The organism is Corynebacterium sp. HMSC062E11, assembly GCF_001811845.1.
Taxonomy (GTDB): Bacteria; Actinomycetota; Actinomycetes; order Mycobacteriales; family Mycobacteriaceae; genus Corynebacterium; species Corynebacterium hesseae.
The window spans coordinates 71,934-91,581 of the sequence record NZ_KV806774.1; the positions used below are offsets into that span (position 1 = coordinate 71,934).

The 19,648-nt window shown below is 62.9% G+C and carries 19 protein-coding genes; 16 read left to right on the top strand and 3 right to left on the bottom strand.

The features are described from left to right. Window positions 1–128 precede the first annotated feature (128 nt). From hemW to HMPREF2822_RS00395, 11 genes are all read left to right on the top strand, one after another. Window positions 129–1,277: a radical SAM family heme chaperone HemW gene (gene hemW, locus HMPREF2822_RS00345; protein ID WP_070519587.1), complete on the top strand. Its 1,149-nt coding sequence runs from the start codon at window positions 129–131 to the stop codon at window positions 1,275–1,277. Between the two features lie 423 nt (window positions 1,278–1,700). After that, window positions 1,701–2,873 carry an ATP-binding protein gene (locus tag HMPREF2822_RS00350; protein ID WP_070520134.1) on the top strand — a complete coding sequence of 391 codons (1,173 nt, stop codon included), beginning with the start codon at window positions 1,701–1,703 and terminating at the stop codon, window positions 2,871–2,873. 10 nt (window positions 2,874–2,883) lie between these two features. Continuing rightward, window positions 2,884–3,918: a heat-inducible transcriptional repressor HrcA gene (gene hrcA / locus HMPREF2822_RS00355; RefSeq protein WP_070519588.1), complete on the top strand. Its 1,035-nt coding sequence runs from the start codon at window positions 2,884–2,886 to the stop codon at window positions 3,916–3,918. A gap of 54 nt (window positions 3,919–3,972) precedes the next feature. Next, window positions 3,973–5,115, top strand: a complete 1,143-nt coding sequence (gene dnaJ / locus HMPREF2822_RS00360; protein WP_070519590.1) for a molecular chaperone DnaJ — start codon at window positions 3,973–3,975, stop codon at window positions 5,113–5,115. Further along, window positions 5,115–5,855, top strand: coding sequence for a 16S rRNA (uracil(1498)-N(3))-methyltransferase (locus tag HMPREF2822_RS00365; protein WP_070519592.1), 741 nt, complete (start codon window positions 5,115–5,117; stop codon window positions 5,853–5,855). Before dnaJ ends, HMPREF2822_RS00365 begins: the two co-directional genes overlap by 1 nt. 10 nt (window positions 5,856–5,865) lie before the next feature. Further along, window positions 5,866–6,831, top strand: a complete 966-nt coding sequence (locus HMPREF2822_RS00370; protein WP_070519594.1) for a PhoH family protein — start codon at window positions 5,866–5,868, stop codon at window positions 6,829–6,831. Next, window positions 6,828–7,403: an rRNA maturation RNase YbeY gene (gene ybeY, locus HMPREF2822_RS00375; RefSeq protein ID WP_070513587.1), complete on the top strand. Its 576-nt coding sequence runs from the start codon at window positions 6,828–6,830 to the stop codon at window positions 7,401–7,403. The genes HMPREF2822_RS00370 and ybeY overlap by 4 nt, the downstream gene beginning before the upstream one ends. A 116-nt stretch (window positions 7,404–7,519) precedes the next feature. Next, window positions 7,520–8,368 (top strand): pyridoxal kinase PdxY, encoded by an 849-nt coding sequence (pdxY, locus tag HMPREF2822_RS00380; RefSeq protein ID WP_070519596.1) that lies wholly within the window; start codon window positions 7,520–7,522, stop codon window positions 8,366–8,368. Window positions 8,369–9,142: 774 nt separating this feature from the next. After that, a complete protein-coding gene (gene era, locus HMPREF2822_RS00385) occupies window positions 9,143–10,138 on the top strand; it encodes a GTPase Era (protein ID WP_070519598.1) in 996 nt (331 codons plus the stop codon). Next, complete coding sequence (recO, locus tag HMPREF2822_RS00390; RefSeq protein ID WP_070519600.1) at window positions 10,139–10,855, top strand: DNA repair protein RecO; 717 nt, start codon at window positions 10,139–10,141, stop codon at window positions 10,853–10,855. A gap of 10 nt (window positions 10,856–10,865) precedes the next feature. After that, entirely contained in the window at window positions 10,866–11,618 is a 753-nt protein-coding gene (locus HMPREF2822_RS00395; RefSeq protein WP_070519602.1) for an isoprenyl transferase, read from the top strand. Between the two features lie 27 nt (window positions 11,619–11,645). Here the strand turns inward: HMPREF2822_RS00395 and HMPREF2822_RS00400 are convergent, their stop codons facing one another. Then, window positions 11,646–12,065: a Fur family transcriptional regulator gene (locus HMPREF2822_RS00400; protein WP_070519604.1), complete on the bottom strand. Its 420-nt coding sequence runs from the start codon at window positions 12,063–12,065 to the stop codon at window positions 11,646–11,648. A gap of 27 nt (window positions 12,066–12,092) precedes the next feature. After that, entirely contained in the window at window positions 12,093–12,392 is a 300-nt protein-coding gene (locus tag HMPREF2822_RS00405) for an ArsR/SmtB family transcription factor (protein ID WP_070519606.1), read from the bottom strand. A gap of 190 nt (window positions 12,393–12,582) precedes the next feature. On the opposite strand from HMPREF2822_RS00405, the gene HMPREF2822_RS00410 reads away from it, so the two are divergent. The 3 genes from HMPREF2822_RS00410 to HMPREF2822_RS00420 are packed head-to-tail and all read left to right on the top strand — an operon-like array spanning window position 12,583 to window position 14,902. Next, window positions 12,583–13,962, top strand: a complete 1,380-nt coding sequence (locus tag HMPREF2822_RS00410; RefSeq protein ID WP_070519608.1) for a glycine--tRNA ligase — start codon at window positions 12,583–12,585, stop codon at window positions 13,960–13,962. Then, window positions 13,962–14,480 (top strand): hypothetical protein, encoded by a 519-nt coding sequence (locus HMPREF2822_RS00415; protein WP_070517870.1) that lies wholly within the window; start codon window positions 13,962–13,964, stop codon window positions 14,478–14,480. Before HMPREF2822_RS00410 ends, HMPREF2822_RS00415 begins: the two co-directional genes overlap by 1 nt. Then, the gene (locus HMPREF2822_RS00420) at window positions 14,480–14,902 is read left to right on the top strand and encodes a hypothetical protein (RefSeq protein WP_070517869.1); all 423 of its coding nucleotides are present in this window, start codon (window positions 14,480–14,482) and stop codon (window positions 14,900–14,902) included. The genes HMPREF2822_RS00415 and HMPREF2822_RS00420 overlap by 1 nt, the downstream gene beginning before the upstream one ends. A gap of 582 nt (window positions 14,903–15,484) precedes the next feature. Here HMPREF2822_RS00420 and HMPREF2822_RS00425 read toward each other — a convergent pair. After that, window positions 15,485–17,539, bottom strand: coding sequence for a TPM domain-containing protein (locus tag HMPREF2822_RS00425; protein WP_070519610.1), 2,055 nt, complete (start codon window positions 17,537–17,539; stop codon window positions 15,485–15,487). 44 nt (window positions 17,540–17,583) lie between these two features. Between HMPREF2822_RS00425 and HMPREF2822_RS00430 the strand changes: the two genes are divergently transcribed. Together HMPREF2822_RS00430 and HMPREF2822_RS00435 are read left to right on the top strand one after the other, a co-directional pair. Beyond that, window positions 17,584–18,168 (top strand): YdcF family protein, encoded by a 585-nt coding sequence (locus HMPREF2822_RS00430; protein WP_070519612.1) that lies wholly within the window; start codon window positions 17,584–17,586, stop codon window positions 18,166–18,168. A gap of 11 nt (window positions 18,169–18,179) precedes the next feature. Next, window positions 18,180–19,454 (top strand): deoxyguanosinetriphosphate triphosphohydrolase, encoded by a 1,275-nt coding sequence (locus HMPREF2822_RS00435; protein WP_070519614.1) that lies wholly within the window; start codon window positions 18,180–18,182, stop codon window positions 19,452–19,454. Window positions 19,455–19,648 lie beyond the last annotated feature (194 nt).

Here is a 19,648-nt window from a genome sequence, read left to right on the forward strand (position 1 = left end):
CCTTAAGGAGACGGCGGGGACATCGACTCGGAGGTTCCACGAAAAAGGGGGCCTTTCTTCACTATCGGGGTTGCAAATCTGCACTATAGACTACCGCTTCAACGGTTTAGTCGGTTATTTTGTTCCCCATGGATCCCTTCGGTCTTTATATTCACGTTCCCTTCTGTGCCTCGCGCTGTGGCTACTGCGATTTCAACACCTATACGCCCGGTGAGCTGGGAGGGGATCTGACCAGCGATTATCTGGCTGCGCTGGAGAAAGAGCTGGAGATGGGGGCGGCCCAGGTAGGCCGCGAGGCCGAAACAGTTTTTATCGGTGGCGGCACGCCGAGCTTGTTGGGTGCCGAGGGGCTGGGCCGTGTGTTGAATCGGGTGCGCGACACCTTTGGCCTAGCCCCAGACGCGGAGGTCACCACGGAATCCAACCCGGAGTCGACCTCGCCGGAGTATTTCGCCGGGCTTCTCGACGCCGGCTTCACCCGCCTCTCCCTCGGCATGCAGTCCGCCTCACCGGGCGTGCTCGCAGTGCTCGAGCGAGCCCACACCCCGGGCCGTGCCTTCGATGCTGCCCGCGAGGCTAGTGCCGCGGGCTTCGAGCACGTCAACCTGGACATGATTTATGGCACGCCGACGGAAGAGGACGCCGACGTTGCCCTGACCTTGGAGCGCGCCCTGGAGACCGGGGTGGACCACATCAGTGCGTATTCGCTCATTGTGGAGGACGGCACGCGCATGGCCCGCAAGGTATCGAAGGGCCTGCTTCCGGCTCCGGACGAGGACGTTCTGGCCCGGCGCTATGAGATGATCTCCTCCACGCTCGAGGCCGAAGGCTTTGAATGGTACGAGGTCTCCAACTGGGCCAAGCCGGGTGGGGAGTGTCAGCACAATCGCATCTACTGGGTGGACGGCAATTGGTGGGGCGCGGGCCCGGGCGCGCATTCGCATTTGGGCAACGAGCGCTTCTTCAACGTGAAGAACCCGCGGACCTATATCAAGGCCGTGGGCGAGGGGGAGCTGCCCATCAAGGATCGCGAGGAGCTCAGCGCCGCCGATCGCCACACCGAGCGCATCATGCTGGGCCTGCGCCTGCGCGAGGGCATCCCCGCGTCCTGGCTAGCGCCGGCGGCGGAGCCAGTCATGGCTGACTACATCTCTCGCGGCCTGCTCGAGCGCGCCGGCGACCACCTCCGCGTGACCAAGGCGGGACGCCTGCTCGCGGATGGGATCATCACCGACCTCCTTGTCGCCGAAGATACCGCCGAAGGCACCGCTCGCTAGGGGCTTGCCCCGCCTGCGGGCCGACCTCCGGATCCGCATCAGCTGGCTCATTAGCGGCCGTACCCTGCTCGTGGCCTGTCCTCAGCCTTCCGCACATGGTTCCAGTGGAAAGGTTCTAGTCATAAGGTTTGTTTGGGGGCAAACAAACCTTCCTTAGGCTGCTAGAAGGTTCGTTTGGGGGCAAGTAAACCGTATGACCTGAACCATCTGAGTAGAACCAGCTGTGTGATGCAACCGCGAAGCTGCGAAGAAGTGGCTAGGCCTTGGCCTTTCGACGTCGAGGAGACATGGGGACTTAAGGTTAGCTCCGCCGGGAATTTGTTAGTTTTGCTCCTGTCGTCGGGAAGTTTGATAGCGGTGTTAGTTTCTCTCTCCACGTCGAGAAACCTGTTAGTCGCTCTCGATATTGCTAGTATTAGTGGCATGGATGACGCCTTAAACCCCTATACTCCTGGCTCGGGCATCGTGCCGACAGTTCTTACTGGGCGCGAGAGAGACCTTCATGCGTTTGACAATCTTGTCAAACGCGTCCAGAACGGATTGCTTGGCCGTCCAATGTTGCTCGTTGGCTTGCGTGGAGTGGGTAAGACCGTGCTGCTCAACCAATTAAAAAGGAAGGCTGACCAAGCCGACTGGCTAACGATTAAGTTTGAGGCTTCGCAGGGGGCACGTGGACGAGAAGGAGCCCGCCGTGCTCTAGCGCAAGGTTTAGCCAAAGCCTCTTTGCGCTATCGGACGAAAGCCAAGGTATCTGAGGGTTTTCACTTTATTGCTGCGGCCGTAAAATCTTTTTCGCTCTCGGTAGGACAAAGCATTATTGACCTTGGGGTTGAAGTAGGAGATATTCCTCCGGCAACAGGAAACCTCGAGCTTGATCTGCACGATGTGATCGAGGCCATCACTACGACGCTCCTCAAGGAGGATAAAGCTTTAGGAATCTTCATCGACGAAATGCAAGACCTTGATGAAGAGCTGCTCGAAGCACTCATTTCTGCACAACATGAAGCAGCGCAGCTGGGCTTGCCTTTTTACATTATTGGCGCTGGGCTCCCGAGTCTGCCAGGGATTCTGGCGGAGTCCCGCTCTTATGCAGAGCGAATGTTCGAGGTGCGCCAAATTGGCAGGCTCGAAATGTATGCCGCAGTTGCCGCTTTCCGTGAACCTGCGCGGACACAGAATGTGGAATTTGACGATGAAGCAGTTGAATATCTAGCTAATGTATCGGGGCAGTATCCGTATTTCATCCAGGAATTTGGTGCACAAATGTGGCGCACTGCGCGAACTTCACCTATGGATTCCGATGCAGCTCGACGCGCCGCGCGGCTTGGAATTGAGCAGTTGGACCGCGGGTTTTTCCAAGCCAGGTGGGATCGCGCTACTCCAGCCGAGCGGGACTACTTGACCGCGATGGCAAAGGTTGGCGGAGAGGAAATCTCGAGCAAGGACATCGCGGACATCTTAGGTAAAGACACGAAGAAACTGGGTCCTGTGCGAGCCAAGCTCATTAGTAAAGGATTGATCTATGCTCCAGAACACGGCAGGGTGAGCTACACTGTGCCAAATTTTGACGACTTCATCGCCCGCCAGAACGGATAGCCTTAAAGACATGTCCAGCTCCACCGATGCCCGCCGCCAAGAGGTCCTGCGCGCCATCGTCGCGGACTATATCGCCTCGCAATCGCCCGTCGGCTCCAAGGCCCTGCTCGAGCGCTACCAGCTGGGCGTGTCCTCGGCGACGATTCGCAATGACATGGCCGTGCTCGAAGCCGAAGGGCTCATCGCCCAGGAACATGCCAGCTCCGGGCGCGTGCCCACGCAGAAGGGCTACCGCCAGTTCGTCGATACGCTGCACGACGTCAAGCCGCTCTCCAAAGCGGAGCGCCGCGCCATGCTCACCTTCCTCGAAGGTGGGGTGGATTTGGAAGACGTGCTGCGCCGGTCTGTCCAGCTGCTGGCCCAGGTGACCAAGCAGGCAGCCGTCGTGCAGATGCCAAACCTCAAGGTCTCCCGCGTCAAGCACTGCGAGGTCGTGGCACTCTCACCGGTGCGCCTGCTCTTGGTGCTGATTACGGATAATGGGCGCGTCGATCAGCGCAATGTGGAGCTCGATGACGTGATCGACCCCGAGCAGACCCACCGCCTGCGCGATATCCTCAACACTGCTCTGGAGGGCAAGACGCTCACGGAAGCCTCGGTGGAGCTGGCCGCGCTTGTCGACGACTCCCCGGCCGACATCCGCCCCTACCTCCTCAAGGCGGCGACGACGCTGATTGAAACCCTCGTGGAGCAGCCCTCCGATCGCCTGATTATGGCCGGCACCTCCAACCTCACCCGCGTGGCCTTGCCCGAGGGCCTGCCCTCTATCATCGAGGCTCTTGAAGAGCAGGTCGTGGTGCTGAAGTTGCTGGCCCGCGTGCCGGACCTAGGCAATGTATCGGTCTCTATTGGCGAGGAAAACGAGGCCGATGAGCTGCGCCAAACCTCCGTCGTGGCCACGCGCTATGGTCTCGGCACCGGCTCGGAGGCTGCAGCACTCGGCGGGCTCGGTGTGGTGGGGCCGACGTATATGGATTATTCGGGAACAATCTCCAAGGTCTCTGCCGTTGCACGCTATGTGAGTGAAATTTTGGCGGGCGAGTAAGCTGGCCCGTCGGATTAGATTTAGTATCAACGAGATATAGAAGGATGACAGTACGTGGCTCGTGACTACTACGGCATTCTTGGTGTAGAAAAGTCGGCGTCGGATGCCGAGATTAAGAAGGCCTACCGCAAGCTGGCGCGCAAGTACCACCCGGACGTCAACCCGGGCGATGAGGAGGCCGCGGAGAAGTTCCGCGAGGCTTCCCTTGCACAGGAGGTTCTGCTGGATTCGCAGAAGCGCCGGGTTGTGGACATGGGTGGTGACCCCATGGAGGAGCGCGCGGCCCAGGGCGGCGGCTTTGGTGGTTTCGGTGGCGGCGGCCTCGGCGATATCTTCGCCGAGTTCTTCGGCGGGGGAGCTGCCTCCCGCGGCCCGCGTTCCCGCGTGCAGCCGGGCGATGATGCGCTCCTGCGCACCACCATTACCCTCGAGGAGGCCTATAGCGGCGTTAAGCAGCAGGTCAAGGTGGATACCGCTGTGGTTTGTGACCGCTGTGAGGGAACCGGTTCTGAGTCCAAGTCCAAGCCGGTGACCTGTGATCACTGCGGCGGCATGGGCCAGGTCCAAGAGGTCCAGCGCAGCATGTTGGGCAACATGATGACCACCCGCGATTGCCCGAAGTGCTACGGCTTCGGCGAAGTAGTCACCGATCCTTGTGGCCACTGCGGCGGTGATGGCCGCGTGCGCAAGCGTCGCGATATTACGGTGAATATCCCCGCCGGCATTGGTGATGGCATGCGCATCCGCATGGCGTCCCAGGGCGAGGTCGGCCACGGCGGCGGCCCCGCTGGCGACCTGTACGTTGAGGTGCACACCGAGCCGCACCCCGTCTTCGAGCGCAACGCCGATGACCTGCACCTGACCGTGCGCGTGCCCATGGTGGATGCCGCGCTGGGTGCTTCGTGCACCGTCGAGCAGCTCGACGGCGAGGAGCTCACCATCGATATCGCGCCGGGCACCCAGCCGGGCGAGTCCATCACCCTCCAAGGAAAGGGCATGCCGCGCCTGCGCACCGACGGCTTTGGCAACCTCCACGCCCACGTGGATGTTGTTGTCCCGACTGACCTGGATAAGAAGACCCGCGAGGCACTGGAGAAGGTGCGTGACGCCGGCCACGGCGGCACCGAGGTGCACCACGCCGGGGATGACCAGGGCGAGTCCCTCTTTAGCCGCTTCCGCGATAAGTTCCGCCGCTAATGTCTCTGCCCGTCTTCCTCCACCCGGACCTGTCCCACGCTGAGGTCGGCCAGCCCGTGGGCCTCGATGGTGCGGAGGGCCGCCACGCGGTCACCGTTAAGCGCATGACCCCGGGCGAGAGCCTGGTGCTTATCGACGGGTCTGGGCGCCGCGCTACCGCCACCATCACTGAAACGCAGGGCAAGGACACGCTGGTCGCGCTTGTCGACGACCTCGCGATCCTCCCCGAACCCTCCCCGAGGGTGGTCGTGGTCCAGGCTATCCCCAAGTCTGAGCGCGCCGAACTCGCCGTCGACCTGGCCACCCAGGCCGGGGCGGATGAGATCATTGCCTGGCAGGCGGATCGCTGCGTGTCCAAGTGGGATGCCAAGAAGGCCCCGAAGGCGCTAGCGAAGTGGGAATCTGCTGCCGTGGCGGCGGCGAAGCAATCGCGCCGAGTGCGCGTACCCGCGGTGCGCGGCCCGCTGACTACCCGCCAGCTATGCCAGGAGATATCTGGCGCCCGCGCCTTGGTCCTCCACGAGGACGCCACGCTACGCCTCAAAGACTTGAATGACCTTGACACCACCGACACGATCTACCTGCTGGTGGGGCCGGAGGGCGGCATCGGCGCGGAGGAACTAGCCCGCCTACAGGACGCCGGTGCGACGGCGATCAAGTTGGGGCCGGAGGTGTTGCGGACGGCGTCGGCAAGCATGGTGGCCTTGGCCAGCATCGGCACGTTGACTGGGCGCTGGTAGCCTTTTGGGCGTGCCTATTATCACCACCAAGTTTGATCTCGACTCCGCCTACCTCGCCACCGTGCTGGGGCCGGCGGACGATAACCTGCGCGTTTTGGGCAACCTCGTGGGTGTGGACCTCTTCGCTCGCGGCACCACAGTCACGGCTGCCGGACCGGATTATGAGGTGGCCCGCGCACGCAAGGTTTTAGAGGAGCTCGAGGCGATTGCCCGCCGTGGACATCCGGTGAGCACGGATACGGTGAAGCACACTCTGGACCTGGTGGCCGTGGAGGCCCCGGCGTCTGTGTCCGAGACGCTCGCGGCCGATATCGTCTCGCGCCGCGGCAAGGCTGTGCGGCCGAAGACTCTTGGGCAGTCGCGCTATGTGCAGGCCATCGATGAGAACACGATTGTCTTCGGTATCGGTCCGGCCGGTACCGGTAAGACCTACTTGGCGGTGGCCAAGGCGGTGCAGGCCCTGCGCGCCAAGCAGGTTAGCCGCATTATCTTGACCCGCCCGGCCGTGGAAGCGGGGGAGAAGCTGGGCTTTTTGCCGGGCACGCTCAACGACAAGATCGATCCTTATCTGCGCCCGTTGTACGACGCTTTGCGGGACATGATCGATCCGGAGATGATTCCGAAGCTCATGGAGGCCGGCATTATTGAGGTCGCCCCCTTGGCCTATATGCGTGGCCGCACGCTCAACGATGCCTTCGTCATCCTCGACGAGGCCCAAAACACCACACCGGCGCAGATGAAAATGTTCCTGACTCGTTTGGGCTTTGGCTCCACCATCGTAGTGACCGGCGATATTTCCCAGGTGGACTTGCCCGGCGGCCAGGTCTCCGGGCTGCGTCTGGTGCGCCGCATCCTGAAGGGCGTGCCGGATATCCACTTCGCGGAACTAGGCTCTGCTGATGTGGTGCGCCACCAACTGGTCGGGCGCATTGTCGAGGCCTACGATAACTTTGCTGAGCAGGAGGAGAAGAAATGAGCATCGAGTTTATTAACGAGTCCGGTTATGACGGCGTCAACGAGGAGATGCTGATCGACGTCTGCTCCTACGCCCTCGGCCGCCTCGACGTGAATCCGGATGCCGAGTGCACCATTACCGCGGTGGATCTGGATACCATCGCGGAGCTGCACGTGCGCTGGATGGACCTGGAAGGCCCGACGGACGTGATGAGCTTCCCCATGGATGAGCTCACCCCGGGCGCTACCGCAGGCCGCCCTGATGCGGTGGAGGCCGGCCCTGCGATGCTGGGCGATATCGTGCTTTGCCCGGAGTTTGCCCAGCGCCAGGCCACAGCCGCCGGCCACTCACTGGGCCACGAGCTGGCTCTGCTGACCGTGCATGGCTGCCTGCACCTGCTGGGCTATGACCACACCACTGCGGCGGAGGAGAAGGAAATGTTCGGCCTGCAGAACGAGCTGCTGGCGGACTGGTATGAGGACTTGGCGGCGCGTGGCGTGAGCTACCAGCCCAAGCCTTCTGGCCCGAAGGCCTTCCCGGATGCCGCTGAGCGTGCCGAGCTGGATAAGGAAGTTCCCGGCGGCGGCCTGTAATCCGGATGTGAGTGGGCCCACCGCCTGTGTCTGTTGCGGACAAACACAGGCAGTGCGTTTGCTTAAATGGGGCTAATCGTTGAGGTGCGTGGTGGGGCGTAGCACAATGGAGAGCTATGAATATCCTCTCCATCCAGTCCCACGTCACCTTCGGCCACGTGGGCAATTCCGCAGCAGTCTTTCCTCTTCAGCGCGCTGGCCATGAGGTATGGCCTATCCACACGGTGAACTTCTCCAACCACACCGGTTACGGCGATTGGGGCGGGCCGATGATCCCGGCAGACCAGGTCACGGCGATTGTGGATGGCATCGAGAAGCGCGGCGCCTTCCCACGCATCGATGCGATTTTGTCTGGCTACCAGGGCGGCCCGGACATCGCCGGTGCCATCGTGGATGCTGTGAACCGCATCAAGGCTGTGAACCCGAATGCCCTCTATGCCTGCGACCCGGTGATGGGTAACGCCAAGTCCGGCTGCTTCGTCTCCGATGAGATTCCGCCGCTGCTGCGCGATAAGGTCGTTCCGGTCGCGGACATCATCACCCCGAATCAGTTTGAGTTGGGCTACCTAACCGATTCCGAGGTGGGCACCTTGGAGCAGACCCTCGCCGCGGTGAAGCGCGCACAGGAGATCGGCCCGAAGACCGTGCTGGTGACCTCGGTGCAGCGTCCGGAAACCGGTGAGGATGAGATTGAGATGCTCGCCGTTGACGGTGAGCGCGCCTTCCTGGTGACCACCCCCAAGCTGCCGTTCAAGCGCAACGGCTCGGGTGATGTCACGGCCTCGCTTTTCACCGGCCACTACGTGGAGACGCATGATGCGAAGGAAGCGCTCAAGCGCACCGCGTCTTCCGTCTTCGACTTGCTGCAGAACACCTACGAGGCAGATTCCCAGGAGCTGCTGCTCATCGAGTCGCAGGACGTCTTTGCCAACCCGCAGCTGCAGTTCCAGGTCGAGGAGCTCTAGCTTTCACACCTCTTCCGCTGCCCGCGCGCCTTTGCAGCCTTGGGCTCTGTCTGGTTTTCTTGGCCTCGCGCACCAGCCTGAGCCTTGGTCTTGCTTGGTCTCGCGCGCCAGTCTGATCCTTGGCCTGCAAAAGGTGTCCGACAAATGGCATCCCCGCAGAAGGCATCTGTCAAAAGGCGTTTTCACGCCTGAAAACGCCTTTTGCGGCGTCCAGATGGCGTTTTTACCACCAAAGACGCCCTTTGACAGACGCCATTTGCAAGGTGCCATTTGGCGCAAGCTTTTTCGCAGTCGCCATGCGGCGGATACGCCCGCGCCATCAACTTTCACCCTCACCTCACCGCTGCTTTCGCGGATCCTCTCAACGATGTCGGTTCCAGCCATAAGGTGCTACTCACATGGTTCGGGTCAGAAGGTTCTCTTGGGGGCAAACAAACCTTCTGGAGGCCGCTAGATGGTTCGTTTGGGGGCAAGGAAACCTTATGACTAGAACCGCCTGACTCGAACCATCTGCAGGGCGGATGACCCCCGGAGGAGCACAGAAGGTCCCTTTAGTCTGGTCCCTTCGCACACTAAAGGGACCATTTAGCACGCGAAAACCGGCACCAGATAGTCCCTTTGCACAGAGAAGGGACCAGAGTAGAAGGACCAAACTACAAGGACCATCTGCCGGCGTATCGGCAGGAAGATTTGCGGGCCGCACGGCGAGAGCCCGAGCAGAGCGATACAACAAGAACGGGACTCGGCAGCTGTTGCGTTATGATATGAGGCAATATGAGCACTGATTTCGATGCCGCCTTCGCGGACCTACCAGCCGAGGGCGAAGCCACCGCCGCCGACTACTCGCAGTACACCGACACGCCCGAGGGTTTTCGCTCCGGCTTCGTGTCCTTTGTCGGCCGCCCCAATACTGGCAAGTCCACCCTGACCAACGCGTTGGTGGGGCAGAAGATCGCCATCACCGCTGACCAGCCGGAAACCACCCGCCATCCCATCCGTGGCCTAGTCCACCGCGAGGATGCGCAGATCGTCCTCGTCGACACGCCCGGCCTGCACCGCCCGCGAACTCTGCTTGGCGAGCGCCTCAACGAGGTGGTCAAAGACACTTACGCCGACGTCGACGTCATCGGCCTGACCATCCCCGCGGATGAGAAGATTGGCCCCGGAGACCGGTGGATCCTGGAGAACGTCCGCAAGGTCGCCCCGAAGACCCCCATCATCGGCATCGTCACCAAGCTGGATAAGGCCTCCAAGGACCAAGTCGGCGCCCAGCTGCTCGCCCTGCATGAGCTGCTCGCCGAAGAGAACCCCGATGCCGTGGTCATCCCAGTTTCCGCCACCGAGCGCGTGCAGCTGGATGAGCTGACCCAGGTCATCGTGGACCACCTCCCCGAAGGCCCCAAGTTCTACCCCGATGACCATGTCACCGACGAAGACCAGTCCAAGCGCATCGCCGAGCTGATCCGCGAGTCCGCGCTGTCTGGCCTGAAGTACGAGCTGCCGCACTCCGTCGCCGTCGAAGTCGATGAGATTCTGCCCAGCCAGGAGCGCCCCGACGTCCTCAACGTCCACGCCATCCTCTACCTGGAGCGCCCCGGCCAGAAGCGCATCATTGAGGGCAAGGATGGCCGCCGCTTCCGCCGCATCGTGGGCACCGCCCGCAAGGAAATCATTCAGCTGCTCGGCCAGAACGTCTATCTTGACCTGCGTATTAAGGTGCTCAAGAATTGGCAGTCGGACCCGAAGGCGCTGGGCCGCCTGGGTTTCTAAATGCGCGAAAACTTCCGCGACCGCGCCCTCGTCATCCGCTCCTATGATTTCGGCGAGGCGGATCGCATCATCGTGCTCTTGACCCGCCACCACGGCCTCGTGCGCGGGGTGGCCAAGGGTGTGCGCCGCGCCAAGTCGCGCTTCGGCTCCCGCCTGCAGCTCTTCGTCAACCTCGACGTGCAGCTCTACCCCGGCCGCAACCTCTACACCATCACGCAGGCAGACACGGTGGACTATTTCGGAGCGCGCATCATCGAGGATTACGAGCGCTACACCGCTGCCTGCGCCGCCCTCGAATCCGCCGAGCGCCTCGCCGCCGCCGACGCGCCCGGCGATCCCTACCTTTACGAGGCCTGCGTCGATGTCCTCGACAAGCTGCAGCACGGCGATCCGCTCCTGCTTCTCGACGCCTTCCTCCTCAAAGCCATGTCCCATGCCGGCTGGGCTCCCAGCCTTTTCGATTGCGCCCAGTGCCAAAGACCCGGCCCGCACCACGCCTTCCACCCAGCCGTGGGCGGCGCCGCCTGCCACCAATGCCGTCCACCAGGCGCCGCCGAGGTAGACCCAGAAACCCTGCACCACATGTGGCTCATCGCCCATGACCACCCCAGCCAGCCGACAAACGCCCAAGCCCAAGAGGCCCATCGCCTCACCCGCGCGCACCTGCAATGGCATCTTGAGCGAAGCGTTGGCGCGCTGGGGATCATGGAACAGTAGACTGTAACCCGTGATTACGCCTGACCCGAACCGAGTCCTCCACCCGCCCGCTATCCCGCAGGAGTTCCTGCCGCGCCACATCGCGCTGGTCATGGACGGCAACGGCCGCTGGGCAGAGGAGCGCGGCATGAAGCGCACCGAAGGTCACCGTCGGGGAGAAGCAGTGCTTCTCGACGTCGTCGATGCCTGCCTTTCCCTTGGTGTTCCTTACCTTTCCGCCTATGCCTTCTCCACCGAGAATTGGCGCCGCAGCGCCGAGGAAGTGCGCTTCCTCATGGGTTTTAACCGCGATGTGCTGCGCCGCCAGCGCCACTGGCTCAACGAGAGGGGAGTGCGCGTGGTCTGGGCCGGCCGCCGCCCGCGCCTGTGGCGCTCAGTTATCAAGGAGCTCGAGGCCGCCGAGGAGCTGACCAAGGACAACACCAAGATGACTCTGGTGATGTGCGTGAATTACGGTGGGCGCGCCGAGCTTGTCGACGGCATCCGGGAGCTCGCCGAGCAAGTCTCCCGTGGCGAGCTCGACTCGCGCTCCATCAACGAGAAGACGGTGAGCTCGGTGATGTATGACCCCGATATGCCGGACGTGGATTTGTTCTTGCGCCCCTCCGGTGAGAAGCGCACTTCGAACTTCCTGCTGTGGCAGTCGGCCTACGCAGAGATGATTTACCAGGACAAGCTTTTCCCGGACTTCACGCCGGAAGACTTGTTCGCCGCGGTGGAAGAGTACGCGCGGCGTGACCGCCGCTTCGGCGGCGTCAAATAGCCAGCATCGTTTCTAACGCCCGAAACTTTAGTTTCGGGCGCGGCACTCAGCGCAGATGCCGAAGATCTCGGCATCGTGCCCGGTGAGCTCGAAGTCGTGCTCCTTGGCTATAGAGGAGGCCCACTCTTCAATCGGGCCGCCATCGATCTCTTCGGTGCGGCCGCACTTGGTGCACACCAAGTGGTGGTGGTGCGCATCGCTCTCGCAGTGGCGGTAAAGGGTCTCGCCGGAGGGCATGTGGAGCGCGTCGACTGCGTCAATCTCCGAGAGTGATTGGAGCGTGCGATAGACGGTGGTGAGGCCGACTTTCTGGTTACCGTCGATAAGCGCCTGGTGAATGTCCTTGGCGGAGACGAACTTGTCGAGACTGCGCAGGACCTCAACGACGGCGGTGCGCTGGCGGGTATTGCGAGCGCCGAGTTTGGGAATACTGTCGTGGATGGCCATGGGGCTTAGTTTATCAACACACTTCCATTAAGAGGTGGCCAGTGAGGCGTCGCGAAGTAAAGGCAGCACCTTAGGGGCCACCAAAGAGTAACGGACTTCACGGCCGGTGCGTTCACTGTCGACGATGTTCGCGCGCTTGAGAACCCGCAGGTGCTGGCTGATAAGCGGCTGCGATTTGCCGGTCGCGGCGACCAGCTCGTGGACGTAGTGGTCGCGCTCGGAGAGGCGCTGAATGATATCGATGCGCAATGGTGAATCCAAAGCGCTAATCACGGTGGCAGCCGCCGCCAGATCAAAGGAAAGGGTGTCAGTCTGGGTGTTGGTCACGCCATTCACCTTCAGTCATATCTATTGATGGAGAGTTAAAAAGAGAGCTATCGGTACTATAGCCGAAGAATGCGGAAATGTGTATAAAATGCACCACACTTTTGGGGTGAAGGCACGCGGCGATGAGGGGCACGCTAGACTAGGCCGCACTGTATAAAGACTGTCCCCTACCAGAGGAGTCCCATTAGCTATGGCATCCGTCATTGATACCGTCGTCAGCCTGTGTAAGCGCCGCGGCTTGGTCTACCAGGCAGGTGAAATTTATGGCGGTTCCCGCTCTGCGTGGGACTACGGCCCGCTTGGCGTCGAGCTCAAGGAAAACATCAAGCGCCAGTGGTGGCGCCACATGGTGCAGTCCCGCGATGACGTCGTGGGCGTCGATACGTCCGTGATCCAGCCACGCCAGGTGTGGGTGTCCTCCGGCCACGTTGAGGTTTTCACCGACCCGCTGGTGGAGTCCAAGCACACCGGTAAGCGCTACCGCGCGGACCACCTGATCGAGGCCTACGAGGAAAAGCACGGCCACGAGCCGGCCAACGGCCTGGCTGACATCAACGATCCGGAGACTGGCCAGCCGGGTGACTGGACCGAGCCGAAGGCCTTCTCCGGTTTGCTTAAGACCTTCCTGGGCCCGGTCGACGACGAGCAGGGTCTGCACTACCTGCGCCCGGAGACCGCGCAGGGCATCTTTGTGAACTTCAAGAACGTGATGACCTCGGCGCGTATGAAGCCGCCGTTCGGCATTGCGAACATCGGTAAGTCCTTCCGCAACGAGATCACCCCGGGTAACTTCATCTTCCGTACCCGCGAGTTCGAGCAGATGGAGATGGAGTTCTTCGTCAAGCCGGGCGAGGACGAAGAGTGGCACCAGTACTGGATCGATGACCGCTTCAACTGGTACATCGACCTCGGTATCAAGGAAGAGAACCTGCGCCTCTACGAGCACCCGCAGGAGAAGCTCTCCCACTACTCCAAGCGCACCGTGGACGTCGAGTACGCCTATAACTTCAAGGGCTCCAAGTGGGGCGAGCTGGAGGGCGTGGCCAACCGCACGGACTATGACCTTTCCGTGCACACCAAGGGCTCGGGCGAGGACCTGTCCTACTTTGACCAGGAGGCTGGCGAGCGCTGGACCCCGTACGTTATTGAGCCGGCTGCCGGCCTGGGCCGCGCCATGATGGCCTTCCTTATCGATGCCTACGACGAAGAGGAGGCCCCGAACGCCAAGGGCGGTACCGATAAGCGCGTGGTGCTGCGCCTGGACCGCCGTCTGGCTCCGGTCAAGGTGGCCGTGCTGCCGCTGTCGAAGAAGGAAGAGCTGTCCACCCCGGCCCGCGAATTGGCGAACAAGCTGCGCGCCAACTGGAACGTGGAGTTCGATGTCTCTGGTGCGATCGGCCGCCGCTACCGCCGCCAGGATGAGATCGGCACGCCGTTCTGCGTGACCTATGACTTCGACACCCTCGAGGACAACGCGGTCACCGTGCGTGAGCGTGACTCCATGGAGCAGGAGCGCGTCAAGCTCGACGAGCTTGAGGCTTACCTGGCCGCCCGACTGGCTGGCTGCTAATGCATTACACCAGCTGGGACCGCAGCGACCGCAAGAACCCGGTCCTCCTCGTGGGGGAGGGGCCGGCGTCGTTGGGCATGTTCCAGGAGCGCTCGGCGGACGTGGAAGGCGAGCACTGGCGCTTGGGACTCGATGACCTGGGCGCGTCGGTGACCTTGGAAGATGACCGCGTCTACCGCCTGGCGGGCAACCCCAAGCGCGATAAGCGTTTGGAAGCTTCCCTGGATGGGCGCACGTTCGCCTTCATCAACGAGTCCGGTGGCGACTGGATTGTCGAGGACCACGAGGGGCTGAAAATCGCCCAGTTCTCCTCTAAGAATTCTGGTGTGCGTAAGGCCATCCTCGAATTCGAGGGCGAGGACAGCGATGATTCCGATGACCTCAGCCACTCGGAGATTGCTGCCCTGAGCTGGTTTACGCGCGTCATTTTGGAGGCGCGGACGCAGAAGACTGCGATTCCGATCATCGCGACGCTGCTGCTCATGACCATCGTTGCCATTGTTGCGGTGCTTCTCTGATGCAGCGCTGGGTGTGGCGCGATGAGGCGCTGGTGGATGGCGCGGGCGTGGTCATCGCCCGCGTGAGACCGACGGGCCTGCTGCTGCCCGGGACGGACACCACCATCGCCTTCGAGCACATCCCGGGCGCGCGCCGCTTTACCGTGCGCGGGCCCGACTTTTCCGCGGAACAGACCAGCTTCACAGTGAACAAGCTGCGCGCGGCGTGCGAGGGCCGCGAGTACCTGCTTGAGCGCACGAATCCATTCCGCCGCGAGCGCCGCATCCTCGCTCTGTCTGGCCCCGCCGCCGAGGTCGCCCGCACCACCCCGCGGGGCCGCGACCTCGAAGTCGCGGTGGGCGAGCTCCCCCTCACGGACGCTGCCTTCACCAGCTACTGTTGCCTGCTTCTCGACGGCTCCGTCCGCCCCTTTCGCACCTAACCTACCTTCCGCGATATAGCCAGAACTGGCGTGGAAACTTGGGTGATTTCATCAAAAGGGGAGCTCTTCTGGCATCCTTGCTCGGCTTGGTATGCCAGTAGAGGGTTCTAGTTAGATGGTTGCAGTCATAAGGTTTGTTTGCCCCCAAACGAACCATCTAGCTCGGTGCAGAAGGTTTACTTGCCCCCAGGTAAACCGTTTGACTGCAACCTTGTGAGAGAAGCCTTTTGACGAGAACCATGCGCATGACCGTGTTCCACCTACCGTGTATGTGCACCACCCCGTATCCGAGGAACTGATTGACCGGCTACCGAGCCGGGGTCCAGTCGCCCGATGTGTGCACAAAAAAATGTGGCAGACGGTATCTCACAAATGGCATCCGGCAGAAGGTATCTGACAGATGCCTTGTGCAAGGCGCCTTTTGCGAGATGCCATGCGGGACCGCCCCGGTTATGAGATGCCGGGTGTGGGCCGTGGGCTTAGCGGCCTAGGCGCGGGGCAGGGGAGAAGAAGGAAGGCGGCTGGGGGAGCCGCCGGCGGAAAAGGGGAGAAGGCGAGGAATCGGAGCAGGGGAGAGGGCGGCTAGAAGGAGCCGCCGCGGAAACCGCCTCCGCCTCCGCCGCCCGAGAAGCCTCCGCCGCCGAAACCGCCGCCACCGGAGAAGCCGCCACCGGAGAAGCCGCCACCGAAACCGCCACCACGGGAGCTGCCGCCGCCGAGAATCTGGCCAATGACCATGCCGGTGAGGATGTTGCCCGCGGCATCGGTGGCCTGGCGGCGCTGCTCCCGGCGGCGATAAGCCTCCAGGTCTTCCTTCGCGCGGTTGAGCGAAGTCTGCGCGGCCGCTGCAGCATCGCGGGAGTAGTTGAGCGCCGCGCGCAGGTCCTTGGAGGCGGAGTTCTGGGCTTGGGCGAAGAGGCGGGTGGCATCGGCAAGCGCGACGCGTGCATCGGGGCCCACCACGCGGCCGCGCGAGGACAGCAAGTCTTCTGCCGCCTGGATGGCGGACTCGGCCGCGGCAATCTGCTGGCGGTAGAGCGCAATCTGGCGCTCGCGGGTGGCGTTGGTTTCGCGGACTGTGTCGAGCTGCTCATCCAGCTTGCTATCGAGCGCCGTCAGCGCGGTGTACTGCCCCAGCGGGTCGGCCTTGCCCTGCTGGCGAGCCGCACTGAGCGCCTCCCGCGCCTGGACAAGCAGTGACTCCAGCGCGGACCAATCGGCAGGAGAGCCCTGGGCCTTTCCTTGTTGCTCAAGGTGCTGGGCTTCGGCGATTTCTTCCTCGACCTCATCGATGAGCGCCGGCAGGTTATCCTGCGCCGCGGTGATCGAGTTCTCGGCGTTCTCCACGGCGCTGAGCAGACGGTCAGAGACCTCGAGCGCATGCTCGGCATCGCGGATATAGCCCACCAACGGACCCTGCTGCCCGGCGGGCTGGGACTGCAGCTCGCGGCCGCGTGACAGCAGCTTCTCGGCCTCGTCGAGCGAGACCTCCGCCATCTCCGGGTTATCCGCAATCGAGGACAACGCCTCCTCGGAATGAGAAGCACTGAGGGAGGACAATGTCGTGCGCGCCTGCGGCAGACGCCCGCGCAGATCAACCGTGCGCTGGGTCAGCTCATCCAGCTTGGAACCGGCGTTGATGAGCAAGTCCCGCATCTTGGCAAAGTCCGCCGCCTGCTCATCCAACGCATCATCTGCCTGCCCGCAGGAAGAGATAATCTCCACCAGCATCTGGCGGCGCTCCGAAGTCGATTCCGGTAGGTTGTCCTGCAGCTTCTGCTGCAGCTGGAACGCTTTCTGCAGTGTTAGCGTGGAGTGGTTCATCGCGCGCGTAAACGGGCGGGTGCGCTCGGGACCGAATTCGGCCACCGCGATGTCGAGCTCCTCCTTGCCGCGGCGGATCGACTCATCGGTGGAGACCAGCTCCTCCTGCGCCAGTTTCTCCAACGTATCCATATCCAAGCGGTCGAGCTGCGCGGTATTCCCCGGCTCAATCTGGCGCGCGGACTCCAAGGTGGCCGCAGCATCCTTCTTGGTCTTGCGGCGGCTTGCTACTGCGGCGCCACCGCCGGCCAAAACTAGGGCACCCGCGCCGCCAGCCAGCCACAAACCACCAGAACCATCGGAATCAGAAGAGCTGGATGAACCAGCTGAGCCAGAAGAAGAACCGGAAGCGGCAGCGTCGACAAGCGCAAGCGCGGAAGCGCCGTACTGGTGACCGTCGGCAAGCTTGGCGTAAGCCGCGTCATACATCGCATCCAGGCGCCCACGCGGCCAGTCTTTACCCGTCTGCACGCCCACGGTGGAATCATCCACGCCCACCACATAGGCCGCAGAGTTCGGGCCCTTGGACTGCACAATTTCACCCGCGTAGCTTTCCGCGCCCTCCGGCAGTGAGGAGGCAAAGACCACGAAAATCACCACGTGGTTCTCCTGCTGCAGCGCGGCAATCTTGCCCTCCAACTCGGACTTCTCCGAGCTCGAGAGCACCCCGGCCTCATCCGTCACCTTGTCCTTAATGGAGGCCGCCTCGGGCGCGGCAAGAACATAGTCCGCAGCCATAGCGGGGCTAGCAGTGGCCAACCCCAACACCACAGCGGCAAGGGCGGCGCGACCAAAACGAGCAGCAGTAGTCATGCGCACCACGATACCTTCCCACCCAGCGCTAGAGTGGTCAGACAGTGAAGTACGTTATTGTCCTCGGCGCCGCGCAATACGACGGGCGCCCCTCCCGCATCCTCACCGGCCGCGTGCGCTTCGCCGCCGAGTACGCCGCCGCGCACGACCTGCCCATCATCACCGTCGGCGGCAAGCTACCCGGCGATAGGTTCACCGAGGCCGGGGTGGCTAAGCGCATGCTTGACGACGATCCCCTCAACGTCACCGCCCTCGAGGAAGGCCTGGACACCCGCAGCGAGCTGATTGCCGCGCGCGAGAAGCTCGGCGTGACCGAGGCCGTCATCATCACCGATCCGCTCCACCGCCTGCGCACCTTCCTCATCGCCCGCCAAGAGGGGATTGATGCAACGGTGCTGGGCACGCCCTATTATCCTTCCCCGCGTTTCTCCATCCCGTGGTGGCGCTACCTGGCCCACGAGACCGGCGGCCTGGCCTACCTGGGCCTGCGCACCCTGCTGGGGGAGGAGCGCACCGAAGGCGTGCGCGTGGCCTTCTACCGCATCGAGCGCATTATCCGCCCCAACCAGGCCCTGCGCCACCGCGTCATTGGCGCGAGGCAGACCCAGGAAGGCCAGGACTCCGCCTAAACTTAAAACCCGTGAGCTATTCCTACCGCGCAGAAGACGTCGCCCGCCTCGCTTCCGAGTCCCCCAAAGGCTCGGCCCTGCTCAAATCCGAGGAGCACCGTGGCGCCTTCTCCCGGGACCGCGCCCGCGTCCTGCACTCCGCGGCGCTGCGCCGCCTAGCGGATAAGACCCAGGTGGTGGGCCCGCGCGATGGTGATACCCCGCGCACCCGGCTTACGCACTCCCTGGAGGTCAGCCAGATCGCCCGCAGCATCGGTGCCGGCTTAGGGCTGGACCCGGACCTGTGCGACATGGCAGGTCTGACGCACGACATCGGCCACCCGCCCTACGGCCACAACGGCGAGAATGCGCTCAACGAGGTGGCCCTCGGCGGCTTCGAGGGCAACGCCCAGACCCTGCGCATCCTGGCCAAGCTGGAGCCCAAGGTGGTTTTGGATACCCCGGCGGGCCTGCGCAGCTATGGCTTGAACCTCACCCGCGCCTCGCTGGATGCGGCTTGCAAATACCCCTGGACCAAGACCAACCCGGATGGCACCACCAACCGCAAATACGGCGCCTATGACGAGGACGTGGACATTCTGGAGTGGCTGCGCCAGGGGCATAGCGATAAGCGCAAGTCCATGGAGGCGCAGGTGATGGACTGGTCAGATGACATCGCCTATTCCGTCCACGACGTCGAAGACGGCATCATCTCCCGCCGCATCTCCCTGGGGGTGCTGTGGGACCTGGTGGAGCTGGCCAACCTCGCGGACAAGGGCGCCAAGGCCTTCGGCGGTACTGCCGACGAGCTCCTGGAGGCCGCCGACCGCCTGCGCCAGCTGGACGTCATCAACGCCATCGGCAACTTCGACTACTCCCTGCGCTCCTATGCCAACTTGAAGAAGATGACCTCGGAGCTCGTCGGCCGCTATGTGGGCGCTACCGTCTCCGCCACACTCGCGGCTAACGACGAACCGCTTGGCCGCATGAACGGTGACCTCGCCGTCCCGCCGGGCGCGGTGGCGGAGGTAACCCTGCTCAAGACCATCGCCGTGCTCTACGTCATGGATGAGCCCGCCCACCTGGCCCGCCAGGACCGCCAGCGCGAGCGCATCTACCGCGTCTACGACTACCTGGTGGCCGGCGCGCCGGGCTCGCTGGACGCCACCTTCGCCCTCTGGTGGAACCAGGCAGACACCGACCTGGAGCGCGACCGCGCCATCATCGACCAGATCGCCTCCATGACGGAATCCCGCCTCGAGCGCCTGGCGCAGCGCAGCGCCGAGCTCTTCGGCTTCTTGAGCTAGGGCTGAGCTAGCGCACCAGCGCACCCTGCCCACGGACAGAAGGCGAGGAAGGGCCGTGCTGCGCGCAACGGCCGGGCGAAGCGGGAGATATCCGTCACTCGATAGTTGAACACCGTTTACTTTGACGTCATGCACCTGACAACTCGTTGTTAAACGAGCGGCCTAGCCTCGGGCGGGCCGTGAGCTGTGCGGCT